We start from the raw sequence: 12,609 nt of genomic DNA on the forward strand, positions 1-12,609 counted from the left end.
CAAAGGAACATCCTCACCCGCGAGCGTCAGGAATAGGGGTTTCTCTAGACCTGGCGCGCATACCATTGCCCGGTCGACAAAAGGCCCGGGTGATGGTCGCCACTCGGGGGTAGCCCCGTCGGCAGGACGCGCCTAACGCCGAAGCTGGTTAGCCTCGGTTGCGCAGCGCCGTGAGCACCTGTCGAGGAGGCGTCACCCCGTTGAGCACCAACGGCTCGGATTTCATCGTCGTGGCCAACCGGCTTCCGGTCGACCTGGAACGCATGGAGGACGGCACCCAGCGGTGGAAACACAGCCCCGGCGGCCTGGTCACCGCACTCGAACCTTTCCTGCGCTCGCGCAGCGGCGCCTGGGTCGGCTGGCCCGGCGTGGCCGACGCGGAGGTGGAGGAGTTCGAGGAGGAAGGCCTGCGGCTCTACCCGGTCAGCCTGTCCGCGGCCGAGGTGCGCGACTACTACGAGGGCTTCTCCAACGCCACGTTGTGGCCGCTGTATCACGACGTGGTGGCACCGCCGGTGTTCGACCGGTCCTGGTGGGAGAGCTACGTCAAGGTCAACCGGCGCTTCGCCGACGCCTGCGCGTCCATCGCGGCCAAGGGCGCGACGGTGTGGGTGCAGGACTACCAGCTCCAACTGGTGCCGCAGCTGCTCCGGGAGCAGCGGCCCGACCTGCGCATCGGCTTCTTCCTGCACATCCCGTTCCCGCCGGTGGAGCTGTTCATGCAGCTGCCGTGGCGCACGGAGATCATCCGCGGCCTGCTCGGGGCCGACCTGGTGGGCTTCCACCGGCCCGGCGGCGCGCAGAACTTCCTGTGGCTGGCCCGCCGCCTGGTGGGCCTGGAGCCCAGCCGCGGCGCGGTCGGCGTGCGCACCCGTCCGGGCGTCGTCCAGGTGGGCGACCGGACGGTGCGGGTGGGCGCCTTCCCGATCTCCATCGACGCCGCGGGGCTGGACGCGATCGCCCGCAGCCGGGAGACCCAGGCCCGGGCCAAACAGATCCGCGAGGACCTGGGCAACCCGAAGCGGATCATGCTCGGCGTCGACCGGCTGGACTACACCAAGGGCATCGACGTGCGGCTGCACGCCCTGCACGAGCTGCTGGCCGAGGACCGCATCACCGCCGAGGACACGGTGATGGTGCAGCTGGCCACGCCCAGCCGGGAACGCGTCGAGCACTACAAACAGATGCGCGGCGAGATCGAGCAGGTGGTGGGCCGAATCAATGGCGAGTTCGCTCGCGTCGGTCACCCGGCCGTGCACTATCTTCACCAGTCCGTGGACAGGCGAGAACTGTGCGCGTTCATGAGTGCCGCGGACGTGATGATCGTGACGCCTGTCCGAGATGGTATGAATTTGGTCTGCAAGGAGTACGTGGCCTGCCGATACGACCTCGGCGGGGCACTGGTCCTCAGCGAGTTCGCCGGCGCGGCCTCGGAGCTCACCAGCGCGTTCCTCGTCAACCCGCACGACCTGGACGGGGTGAAGAACTCGCTTTATGCCGCCCTCACCGTGGATCCGGCCGAGGGCCGCCGTAGGATGCGCGCACTGCGCCGTCAGGTCCTGACCCATGACGTCGACCGCTGGGCGCGGTCGTTCCTCGAGGCTCTCGGATCCGCGTCGCCGAACTGATTCGTTTCAGTACCAGTTTGTCCCACAGTTGAATATCCCGAAAATCCCCCGAAAGCCTGAGGAGGAGGCGCGTGACCGCCGAGGCCCTCCCCGCGGAGCTCCGTCGCGCGCTCGTGCAGCTGGCACGAACGCCTCGACTGCTCGTCGCGTGCGACTACGACGGAACGCTCGCCCCGATCGTGTCCGACCCCGAACAAGCACGGCCGTCCACCGAGTCGGTCGGCGCGCTGCGTTCGCTGGCCGGACTCCACGAGACAACGGCGGCGGTGATCAGCGGTCGCGCTCTGCGCGACCTTGCGACACTGTCCCGCCTGCCCGGTGAAGTGCACCTGGTCGGCAGCCACGGCTCCGAGTTCGACGTGGGCTTCGTGCACGCGCTCGACGCCGACGCCAAGGCGCTGCACCGGCGCATCGAACAGACTCTGGACAACCTGGTCGCCGACGCCGAGGGCGTGCACCTGGAGATCAAGCCGGCCAGCATCGCGGTGCACGTGCGCCGCGCCGCCGCCGAGATCGGCGAGCGCGTGCTGGACGCGGTCCGCTCCGGCCCGGCCGTCTGGGACGGCGTGCAGGTCACCGAGGGCAAGGCCGTGATCGAGCTGGCCGTGGTGCAGACCGACAAGGGCCACGCCCTGGACGTGCTGCGCCACCAGGTCGGCGCGACCGCCGCGGTGTTCATCGGCGACGACGTCACCGACGAGAAGGCCTTCGCCCGGCTGACCGGCCCCGACCTGGGCATCCACGTCGGCGACGGCGAGACGCTGGCCGGCTACAAGATCGCCGACACGGTCGCGGTGGCCACCGTGCTGGCGTTCCTGCTGGAGGAGCGCCGGACCTGGCTGTACGGCGAGCAGGCGCCGCCCATCGAGCGGCTGTCGATGCTGGCCAACGAGCGCTCGGTGGCCCTGGTGACCCCCGACGCCAAGATCACCTGGCTGTGCCACCCGGAGCCGGACTCCGCCGCGGTGTTCGCCGACCTGCTCGGCGGGCCGTCCGCGGGGGTGTTCTCGATCAAGCCGGAGCGCAACGGCCTGCCCCTGGGCCAGCGCTACCTGCCTCACACGATGACCGTGGAGACGCGCTGGTCGCGGCTGCTGGTCACGGACTACCTGGACCACTACAGCGCGCCGCACCGCACCGACCTGGTGCGGGTCATCTCCGGCGCGACCACCGCGAAGGTCGAGTTCGCGCCGCGCCCGGAGTTCGGGCAGGTGCCGGTCGCGCTGGTCGCCGAGGAGGACGGCCTGCGGGTGGTCGGCACCAGCGACCCGATCGTGCTGCGCTCCCCCGGCGTGACCTGGCAGATCAGCTCGGACGGCATGCACGAGACGGCGACCGCCATCGTCTCGCCCGGCCCCGACGCCCCGGTCGTGCTGGAGCTGCGCTGCGGCACCGACGACCTGTCGCCGAACCCGGTCAGCGAGTCGGAGCGGCGGGCCCGCAGCGGCCGCTACTGGTCGGAGTGGGTGGAGACGCTGTCCATCCCGCCGGTGGAGAAGGACCTGGTGGTCCGCTCCGCGCTGACGCTGCGCGGGCTGGTGCACTCGGAGTCCGGCTCGATCATGGCCGCGGCCACCACCTCGCTGCCCGAGGAGATCGGCGGCGTCCGCAACTGGGACTACCGCTACTGCTGGCTGCGGGACGCGGCGCTGACCGCGCAGGCCCTGGTGTCGCTGGGCTCCACCCGTGAGGCCGAGGCCTACCTGGGCTGGGTGCACCGCGTGCTGGACACGCTGCCCGGCCCGGAGCGGCTGCACCCGCTGTACACGCTGTACGGCACCACGCTCGGTCCCGAGGCCGTCATCGACACGCTGCCCGGCTACGCCGGCTCGCGGCCGGTGCGCGTCGGCAACCTGGCCAACCAGCAGGTGCAGCTGGACGTGTTCGGCCCGGTGGTCGACCTGGTGGCCCAGCTGACCGAGGCCCGCGGCAAGCTCACCGACGACGACTGGCGCATGGTGCAGGCCATGGCCGAGGCGGTGTCGCGCCGTTGGCACGAGCCCGACCACGGCATCTGGGAGGAGCGGCACGCGCCGCGGCACAACGTCTACTCGAAGGTCATGTGCTGGATGACCATCGACCGGGCGATCAAGCTGTCCGAGGGCTACGGGCGCGAGCTCGACCCGTCCTGGCCGCCGCTGCGCGAGGCGATCGCCACCGACGTGCTGAAGAACGGGTGGAACGAGGAGGTCGGCTCCTTCACCACCGCCTACGACGGCACCGACCTGGACGCCGCGTCCCTGCACGTGGGCCTGACCGGCCTGATCGACCCGACCGACGAGCGCTTCCAGTCGACGGTCACCGCGATCGAGGCCGAGCTGCGCTCCGGCTCCACCGTCTACCGCTACCACCGGGACGACGGCCTGCCGGGCGACGAGGGCGGCTTCCACCTGTGCGCGGCGTGGATGATCGAGGCGTACCTGCTGTCCGGGCGGCGCACCGAGGCCGAGGAGCTGTTCGCCCAGCTCGTCGACTGCGCCGGTCCGACGGGCCTGTTGCCCGAGGAGTACGACCCGATCGCCGAGCGTTCGCTGGGCAACCATCCCCAGGCCTATTCACACCTCGGCCTGATCCGCTGCGCCCAGCTGCTGGCCACCCACAAGTAACACGCAGTAACGCTTGGAAGGGACCTTTCCTGACGTTGAACGTCAGGAAAGGTCCCTTCACTGCACTTCAGGCCACTAACGGGTGATGAGCATTCACCAACCCCACATCACCCAAAGTGATCGCTTGGACAGCGTCCTTCCTCAGCTCCAAGTGGAGGAAGGGTCCCTTCCCAGCATCGAAGCGGGAGTTGTCCACAGGGTTGTGCACAGAGGTGTGCACAACCGGGTGATGGGTGTGGACAGATCAGATGTCGAGTGGGATGGGGCCGCCGAACGGCTTGAGCATGGCCATCGCCAGGGTGGCCACATCGGCCGTGGTGCCGTGCTGGTCAGCGTGGGTCTTCATCAGGTTGACGGCGTGCCGCTCGCCTTCCGACCAGCTCGCCCACCGCTGCCGGGCCTGCGCGTCCAGGGCGTCGAAGTCCGGCGCGTCGACGGCGGTCACCTCCAGCAGCCAGCTCAGGTAGGCCCGCAGGTCGGCGACGGCCGTGGAGCCGGCGCCCTGCATCGGGCCGTGACCGGGCACCAGGTGCCGGTGCTCCAGGGTGGCCAGCCAGTCCAGGGCCTTGATCCAGCCCTCGGCGGTGCCGGCCATCACCAGCGGCACGACGCCGACGAACACCAGGTCACCGGTGAACAGCACGCCGTCGGAGGGCACGTGCACGACCAGATCGCCCTCGGTGTGCGCGACCCACGGCACCGGCAGCACGTCGGCGCTGATCCCGCCCAGGTCGACGGTGGTCGGCTCGGACACCAGCTCGTCGATCTTCGGCGGCGTGACGTCGCCCCAGCCGTCGAAGGCGAAGACCATCTCGAACAGGTGCGGGCCGGCGCCGATCATGGCCGCCGAGTGCCCGGTGGCCAGCAGCCGGCCGCCGGCCCGGGCGATCTGGATGGCCCCGTGCGCGTGGTCGCCGTGCCAGTGTGTGATCGCCGCGACCAGTTGGTCGCCGTCGTGCCCGGTGTCCTTGCGGACGGCGTCGAGCAGGCGAGCCGAGCGGGCCTCGGTGGCCAGGGTGTCCACCACCAGCGTGCGCTCGCGGCCTGTGACCCAGCCGGCGTTGTTGAGGAACCAGCCACCGGTCGGCTGCTCGTACGCGCGGGTGGCCGAACCGAGGGAATGCACCAACGGGGAAGAGGACATACCGGCAGTCTGTCAGTCGTGAACGCCCGTGGCCGCTCCGGGCAACTGGGGGTGTGACCACGATGTCGAAAGACGACACGGGCGAACAGAACCGGCCGGATCAGAACGATCTGGCCGAGGTGTACGCCCGGCTCTACGACGAGCACGCGCCGGCGCTACGGCGCTACCTCGCCCGTCGTATCGGCCCCGAGACCGCGGACGACCTGGTCGCGGAGACCTTCCTGGCCGCCATCGCCGGCCACGCCAACTACGACCCGACGCGGCCGGTCCGGCCGTGGCTGTACGGCATCGCCACCAACAAGCTGCGCCGCCACCTGCGCCAGGAGCACCGCCGCTACCAGGCCACGGCCCGGCTGGCCGCCCGGAACCGGCCCGCCGACGGCCACGAGGCCGCGGTCGCCGACCGGGTCGACGCCGACGCCCGGGTGCGGACGCTGGCGGCGGCGCTGGCCAAGCTGGCCGGCCCGGACCTGGACGTGCTGCTGCTGATCTCGTGGGCCGGGCTGGACTCGACCGAGGTCGCGGAGGCGCTGGACATCCCGGTCGGCACCGTGCGCTCCCGGCTGCACCGAGTGCGCAAGTCACTGCGAACCAGCCAAGGAGAATCCGATGCGACAGCTGTGGACTGACGACGAGCTCGACCAGGCCCTGGCCGAACTGCACGCCGACGTGCAGCCCACCCCGAACGGCCTGGCGAAGGTCCGGGACCGCGTGCTGAACCCGGCCCCGGCCCGTGGCCCCCGGTTTCGCTCGCCATGGTTCCCGGTCATCGCGGTCGCCGCGGCGATGACCCTGGTGACCGGCATGCTGGTGGTGCTGCCGCGCACCCTGCAAACGGGCGCGCCCCCGACCGCGGCGAGCGGCGCGCAGTTGCCGCAGAAGGAACTGAACGCTCTCCTGGCCAAGATCCACTACAGCGATCCGACCATCGCCCATGGCCAGTTCCGCTACACGCGCTACCAGGCGTGGGCCGGCTCCTCCCCGGACGGGCTGCTCGACCAGGTCACGATGACATGGCAGCCGACGGTCTGGACCGACGATTGGCTGCGCCACATCTCGCTGATCGGCACCCTGCCGGTGAAGTACGCGGACGGCGCCATCAAGGCCGTCGGTCCCGAGCAGAAGGTTGTCGGTCCCGCGACGCAGGTCGCCGCCGAACAGGACTTCACCGCGGGGTGCGGGAACTTCGACGCGGTCACCGCGATTCCGCCCGCGAGCGATCCCTGTGCCCAGCAGAAGGGCGACTGGCCGTCACCGACGCCGGAGTGGCTTGCGAGCCTGCCCAAGGACCCGAAACAGCTGCTGACCACGCTCTACAAGGTCAGCCGGTCCAGCGTGATCGACAACGCGGTCTACGCGCTGCGGACCGGTGTCGTCCCGGCCGATGTCCGGGCCGCGCTGTACCGGGCGCTGGCCGAGGCGCCGGGCAGCTACGGCCGGGAGGACGTGCCCAACCTCCAGGGCAAGCGCGGTCTGGCCATCGGTGTCATCCAGGACGACGTCTGCGACGAACTGCTGATCGACCCCTCCGACGGCAGCTTCCTCGGCGGGCGGCAGTTCAACCAGTTCACCGGCGCGGTGATCTCGTTCTCCGCGATGGCCTATGGAGTTGTGGACCAGCGACGAGTCACGCCGACGAAGTGATCACCTACTTCTTGGCCACGTCGTAGAGAACCTGAAGCGCCGCACCGAGATCGGGCACGACCAGGGCCCGCACCTCCGGCGGGAGGGGCCCGGAGTCCGGCGGCACCAGCGCCCGGGTGAAGCCCAGCCGGGCCGCCTCGGCCAGGCGCCGCCCGACGCCGGTGACCCGCCGGATCTCCCCGGCCAGGCCGACCTCGCCGACCGCGATCACGTCCGCCGGCAGTGCCGCGTCCACCGTGGCCGAGGCGACCGCGAGCGCGATGGCGAGGTCGGCCGCCGGCTCGGTGATCCGCATGCCGCCGACCGCCGCCGAGAACACGTCCTGGTCGGTCAGCCGCACCCGGCCGCGCCGCTCCAGCACGGCCAGGATCATGGCCAGCCGGGCCGAGTCGAGGTCGCTGACCGCCCGCCGCGGGGCCGGCAGGCCGGTCTTGGCCACCAGCGCCTGCACCTCGGCCAGCAGCGGGCGCTTGCCCTCCATCACCACCGTCACGGCGGTGCCCGGCACACCGACATCCTTGCGGTTCAAGAACAAACCCGACGGATCCGGCACGCCCACGATGCCGTCGTCGCGCAGTTCGAAGCAGCCGACCTCGTCGGCCGGGCCGTAGCGGTTCTTCACGCCGCGCACCAGCCGCAGCGTGCTGTGCCGGTCGCCCTCGAACTGGAGCACCACGTCCACCAGGTGCTCCAACACCCGCGGACCGGCGATCGAGCCGTCCTTGGTGACGTGGCCGACCAGCACCACCGGCAGCGCGTTCTCCTTGGCCAGGGCGATCACCGCCGACGCCACCGCCCGCACCTGGGTCACGCCGCCGACGACGCCGGTGTCCTCGGTCGACTGCACGGTCTGCACCGAGTCGACGATCATCAGGCCCGGCTTGACCTCGTCCACGTGGCCGAGCACCGCCGACAGGTCGCTCTCCGCGGCCAGGAATATCTCCGGGTGCAGGTTGCCGGTGCGCTCCGCGCGCAGCCGCACCTGGCCGGCCGACTCCTCGCCCGTGACGTACAACACCGGCCCCGCGCTGCCCTGTTCAGCCCAGCGGTGGGCCACCTCCAGCAGCAGCGTCGACTTGCCCACGCCCGGCTCGCCGGCCAGCAGCACCACCGCCCCCGGCACGATGCCGCCGCCCAGCACCCGGTCCAGCTCGTCCACGCCGGTCGACCGGGCCTTGGTCGCCTCGACGTCCACCTCGGAGATGCGCCGGGCCGGCGAACTCGGCGCGCCCGCGGCGATCCGGGCCAGCCCCGACCGGGCCGGCGCCCGCTCCTCCACCGTGCCCCAGGCCTGGCACTCCGGGCAGCGCCCCACCCACTTGGCGACCTCGAAGCCGCACTCCGCGCACCGGTAGCTGGCCTTGGCCGGCTTGGCGTTCTTCACCACGGAGGAAACGCTATCGACTGGGTCTGACAGTTCTGCGGACTACCCGGCGCAGGTCGACCAAGGGCCGCCAAATCAGGAGAGTGCGAGGCCGCGCCGGTGCCTGGACTGTCGCCGGATTTCGGCCGCCGCCACCCGACGCGCCCCACCACCCGAGCCGGATGCGGCGGGCGAAATCCGGCTAAGGAAGGCACCGGTCACGAGCGGCCTCGCCCCGCGCGGAACGCGCGGCAAAAGCTCAGTTGTCTACGCGGGCCGACTTGTCGGCGGCGATCGGCAGGGTGAGCGTGAGGTCGCCGGCGTTGGCGAAGGTGAAGGTGACCTGCACGGTCTGGCCCGGCTGGATCTTGTCCACGTTCAGGCCGACCAGCTGGATGCGGATGGTGCCGACCGGCAGGTCGGCGGCGCTGGTGCTGGTGGCCGAGGTGGAGGTGGACGACGCACTGGTCGAGGTCGACGTCGACGTGCTGCCGCTGGTCGAGGTGCCGGTGCTCGAAGTGGACGTCGCCGGGGCGGACGTCGCGGTCGTGGTGGCCAGCGGCGACACGGCGGTGGCCGACGCGGCGATGGCGTGGAAGCCCGGGATGGTGGCGTCGCCGATGATCTGGCCGGAGCCGAACTGCGGGCTGCTCACGCCGGTGAGCTTGTCCGTGGCCTGGCCGGAGTTGGCGATGGTGACGATGACGGCGGCGTTGTCGCCCCGGCCGTAGAACCGCTTGGCCGTCGGGAACGCCAGCTGCGCGTCACGTACCGCGATCTGCTTGACGGTGCCCATCGAGCCGTTGATGGCCGGCACCTGGGTGTCGGTCTGGGTGATCTGGCCCGCGCTGCAGCCGGACACGAGGATGGCGGCGCCGATCCCCAGCACGGCGGGAAGCAGGCGCAGTCGCGTGATCAGGTTCTGCTCACCGCTGCTCACTGTGGCGGGATCCTTCCTTGGCGCACCATGACTCCGACACTCGCCCCGAAGCCTAACCACTGCCCGTCAGCGGCCGCGCACTCGGTGCCCGTTCACGTTGTCCACTGTGGATCCGACCGGGGTGGGCAGCACGCCCCTTCCGGGTTTGTCAACCCCCCGTGCGGCCGCTGACCTGCGGTAACGGATCTTCGGCCCGGGGCGCGCGAGTTGCCGGACGTGTTAAGCTAGGGTCAGCGAAAGGGGCAGAGGACACATGGTTTTCAAGGTCGGAGAGACCGTCGTCTACCCGCACCACGGTGCCGCTCTCATCGAAGCGATCGAGACCCGTCTGATCAAGGGCGAGGAGAAGAAGTACCTCGTCCTCAAGGTCGCCCAGGGCGACCTGACGGTTCGCGTGCCCGCTGACAACGCCGAGATCGTGGGTGTGCGGGACGTCGTGGGCCAGGACGGGCTCAACCGGGTCTTCGAGGTTCTGCGTGCTCCCCACACCGAGGAGCCGACCAACTGGTCCCGGCGGTACAAGGCCAACCTCGAGAAGCTCGCCTCCGGCGATGTGAACAAGGTGGCCGAAGTGGTGCGTGATCTGTGGCGGCGCGAGAAGGACCGCGGGCTGTCCGCCGGCGAGAAGCGCATGTTGGCCAAGGCACGGCAGATACTGGTCAGTGAGCTCGCACTGGCTGAAGGAACTGACGAAGACAAGGCCGAGGTCCTGTTGGACGAGGTCCTCGCTACCGCATCCTGAATTCGTTGAACACTCCGGTGGCCGCGGACGCGTGCGTGGTGGCGCTCGTGCCCGCGGCCGGCCGGGGAGTACGCCTCGGTGCTCCCATCCCGAAGGCGCTGGTCCCCGTCTGCGGATCCCCTCTTCTGGTGCACGCCGTGCGTGGCCTGTTGGCCGCCGGCTGTGTCGACCAGGTTGTCGTCGCCGCGCCAACCGACATGGTTGACGTCGTGGTCGACGCTCTCAGTGAGTTCGGCCCTACCGTCCGTGTTGTGCCCGGCGGTGAGGAACGTTCCGACTCGGTCCGCCTCGCGCTCGACGAGGCGGTGGCCGCCCGCCCCGACACCCGTGTGGTGCTCGTGCACGACGCGGCCCGCTGTTTCACACCGCCCGAAGTGATCCGGGGCGTGGTGGACGCGGTGCGCTCCGGAGCGCCGGCGGTGATTCCGGTGCTGCCGGTCGCCGACACCGTCAAACAGGTTGACGCCGACGGTGTCGTGATCGCCACTCCGGATCGGTCCACGCTGCGGGTGGTGCAGACCCCGCAGGGTTTCGACGTGGACTTGCTGCGCCGGGCTCATGATCAGCAAGATGCTCCGGTGACCGACGACGCCGGTCTGGTCGAGCGGCTGGGCGAGCCCGTCGCCACCGTCGCCGGCCATCCGCACGCCCTGAAGATCACCACGCCGTTCGATCTGGTGATCGCCGAGGCGCTGTTCTCTGGAGCACCGCTGTGACTTTCCTCCCCCGGGTGGGTGTCGGCACCGACGTGCATCCGATCGAGGCCGGCCGCGACTGCTGGCTGGCCGGGCTGCACTGGCCGGACACCGACGGCTGCGAGGGCCATTCCGACGGCGATGTCGCCGCGCACGCGCTGTGCGACGCGCTGCTGTCGGCCGCCGGGCTGGGCGATCTGGGCGCGGTGTTCGGCACCGGCGACCCGCGCTGGGCCGGCGCGAGCGGTGTCACCCTGCTCACCGAGGTCCGCCGGCGGCTGGACGAGGCCGGCTTCACCGTGGGCAACGCGGCGGTGCAGGTCATCGGCAACCGGCCGAAGATCGGCAAGCGGCGGGACGAGGCGCAGAAAGTCCTGTCCGACGTGATCGGCGGCCCCGTCTCGGTATCCGGGACGACCAGCGACGGACTGGGGCTGACCGGCCGCGGCGAGGGCATCGCCGCCGTCGCCACCGCCCTGGTTGTGCCTTCAACCAACTAGGGTTGATCACATGTCCGTGACTCTCAACGAGGCCTCCCGCGCCCTCATCGACGGCGTCAACTTCGCCTCCATCGCCACCATCAACCCGGACGGCAGCCCGCAGACCTCGGTCGTGTGGGTCACCCGTGACGGCGACGACCTGCTGTTCTCCACCGTCATCGGCCGCCGCAAGGAGCGCAACCTGCGCCGCGACCCGCGGGTCAGCGTGACGATCTTCGACCAGCAGCAGCCGTACAGCTACATCGAGGTGCGCGGCTCGGTCACGCTCGACCCCCAGGGCGGCCGGGAGCTGATCGACGCGCTGTCCAACAAGTACGTCGGCCGGGACTACGACGTGGAGCCCGAGACCAACGTGCGCGTGGTGATCCGCCTCACGCCGCAGAAGGTGACCGGCAACGCCGCCTGAGTCAGTCCACTGTGGACCGCCGCGACCGCGTCACTTTTCCTTGGGCGCGGCGGTCCAGACCATCTAGGTTGGTGGTGTGGCTGACATCCAAGGCGTCCTGTTCGACTTCTCCGGCACGCTGTGCCGCCTCGAGTTCGGCTCCGGCGTGCTGGACGGCCTGATGGACGACGCCGGCGCGCCGCTGGAGATCACCGACCAGGTCGAGCTGATGCGCCGGCTCACCGCGCCCGTCGGCATCTCCGAGGGGCTGCCCGCGGAACTGCACGAGGCGTGGCACCGCCGCGACCTCGACACCGAGGTGCACCACACCGTCTACACCGCCGCCCTGCGGGCCGCCGGCCTACCCGACGGCGCGTCCGAGATCGTGTACCGGCGGATGTGCGACGCCGAGAACTGGACCCCGTACCCGGATGTGCTGCCCGCGCTGAAGGCCGTGCGCGACGCGGGCCTGAAGTCGGCGGTGGTCAGCAACATCGGCTGGGACATCCGCCCGGTGTTGGCCAAGCACGGCATCGCCGATCTGGTCGACGTGATCGTCATGTCCTATGTGGAGGGTCACGTCAAGCCGGAGCCGGAGATCTTCGCCGCCGCCTGCCAGCGGCTGGACGTCGAGCCGGCGCGGGCGCTGATGGTCGGCGACAGCGAAGAGGCCGACGGCGGTGCCGCGGCGCTGGGCTGCTCGGTGGCGATCGTCGACCCGCTGCCCACCGCCGAGCGCCCTGACGCACTGTTGTCGGCCCTGTCCGCTTACGGCATCGCCTAAACTCACCCTTTCCGGGGATAATCACAACGTGGCGTCGACTACCGGTGACGACTGTTCGCGCACCGAATGACGGCGCGAGCGGTTAACTCGCCCGGGTGACAAATACGCCGGCCACGATGTGAAAAAAGGCCTTTCCCAGGGCGAGACATTCACCCTCACCTGCGTGTAAACAGCTTCC

12 protein-coding genes are annotated in these 12,609 nt (G+C 70.4%); 9 read left to right on the plus strand and 3 right to left on the minus strand.

Annotation, left to right across the window (positions count from 1 at the left end):
• Window positions 1-200: 200 nt before the first annotated feature.
• Entirely contained in the window at window positions 201-1,628 is a 1,428-nt protein-coding gene (locus tag JJ691_RS36825) for an alpha,alpha-trehalose-phosphate synthase (UDP-forming) (RefSeq protein WP_305874012.1), read from the plus strand.
• A gap of 71 nt (window positions 1,629-1,699) precedes the next feature.
• Window positions 1,700-4,234 (plus strand): trehalose-phosphatase, encoded by a 2,535-nt coding sequence (gene otsB, locus JJ691_RS36830; protein WP_211764143.1) that lies wholly within the window; start codon window positions 1,700-1,702, stop codon window positions 4,232-4,234.
• A gap of 244 nt (window positions 4,235-4,478) precedes the next feature.
• On the opposite strand, the gene JJ691_RS36835 is transcribed toward otsB, so the two are convergent.
• Window positions 4,479-5,378 carry an MBL fold metallo-hydrolase gene (locus JJ691_RS36835; protein ID WP_211764144.1) on the minus strand — a complete coding sequence of 300 codons (900 nt, stop codon included), beginning with the start codon at window positions 5,376-5,378 and terminating at the stop codon, window positions 4,479-4,481.
• A gap of 62 nt (window positions 5,379-5,440) precedes the next feature.
• On the opposite strand from JJ691_RS36835, the gene JJ691_RS36840 reads away from it, so the two are divergent.
• Together JJ691_RS36840 and JJ691_RS36845 are read left to right on the plus strand one after the other, a co-directional pair.
• The gene (locus JJ691_RS36840) at window positions 5,441-6,007 is read left to right on the plus strand and encodes an RNA polymerase sigma factor (RefSeq protein ID WP_211764145.1); all 567 of its coding nucleotides are present in this window, start codon (window positions 5,441-5,443) and stop codon (window positions 6,005-6,007) included.
• A complete protein-coding gene (locus JJ691_RS36845; protein WP_211764146.1) occupies window positions 5,988-7,022 on the plus strand; it encodes a CU044_5270 family protein in 1,035 nt (344 codons plus the stop codon). Before JJ691_RS36840 ends, JJ691_RS36845 begins: the two co-directional genes overlap by 20 nt.
• Window positions 7,023-7,026: 4 nt before the next feature.
• Here JJ691_RS36845 and radA read toward each other — a convergent pair whose 3' ends face one another.
• Together radA and JJ691_RS36855 are read right to left on the minus strand one after the other, a co-directional pair.
• Window positions 7,027-8,409 carry a DNA repair protein RadA gene (radA, locus tag JJ691_RS36850; protein ID WP_211764147.1) on the minus strand — a complete coding sequence of 461 codons (1,383 nt, stop codon included), beginning with the start codon at window positions 8,407-8,409 and terminating at the stop codon, window positions 7,027-7,029.
• Between the two features lie 235 nt (window positions 8,410-8,644).
• Window positions 8,645-9,325: a hypothetical protein gene (locus tag JJ691_RS36855; RefSeq protein WP_211764148.1), complete on the minus strand. Its 681-nt coding sequence runs from the start codon at window positions 9,323-9,325 to the stop codon at window positions 8,645-8,647.
• Window positions 9,326-9,578: 253 nt separating this feature from the next.
• On the opposite strand from JJ691_RS36855, the gene JJ691_RS36860 reads away from it, so the two are divergent.
• The 5 genes from JJ691_RS36860 (at window position 9,579) to JJ691_RS36880 (ending at window position 12,431) form a co-directional block, all read left to right on the plus strand.
• On the plus strand, window positions 9,579-10,067 hold the full coding sequence (locus tag JJ691_RS36860) for a CarD family transcriptional regulator (RefSeq protein ID WP_043719844.1): 489 nt from the start codon (window positions 9,579-9,581) through the stop codon (window positions 10,065-10,067).
• Window positions 10,068-10,072: 5 nt separating this feature from the next.
• A complete protein-coding gene (gene ispD / locus JJ691_RS36865) occupies window positions 10,073-10,783 on the plus strand; it encodes a 2-C-methyl-D-erythritol 4-phosphate cytidylyltransferase (protein ID WP_249227253.1) in 711 nt (236 codons plus the stop codon).
• A gap of 14 nt (window positions 10,784-10,797) precedes the next feature.
• Window positions 10,798-11,262 (plus strand): 2-C-methyl-D-erythritol 2,4-cyclodiphosphate synthase, encoded by a 465-nt coding sequence (ispF, locus tag JJ691_RS36870; RefSeq protein WP_249227254.1) that lies wholly within the window; start codon window positions 10,798-10,800, stop codon window positions 11,260-11,262.
• Window positions 11,263-11,272: 10 nt separating this feature from the next.
• Window positions 11,273-11,668: a PPOX class F420-dependent oxidoreductase gene (locus tag JJ691_RS36875; RefSeq protein WP_211764150.1), complete on the plus strand. Its 396-nt coding sequence runs from the start codon at window positions 11,273-11,275 to the stop codon at window positions 11,666-11,668.
• Between the two features lie 76 nt (window positions 11,669-11,744).
• Entirely contained in the window at window positions 11,745-12,431 is a 687-nt protein-coding gene (locus tag JJ691_RS36880) for an HAD family hydrolase (protein ID WP_249227255.1), read from the plus strand.
• Window positions 12,432-12,609: the final 178 nt, after the last annotated feature.

Source organism: Kutzneria sp. CA-103260, assembly GCF_018263855.1.
Taxonomy (GTDB): Bacteria; Actinomycetota; Actinomycetes; order Mycobacteriales; family Pseudonocardiaceae; genus Kutzneria.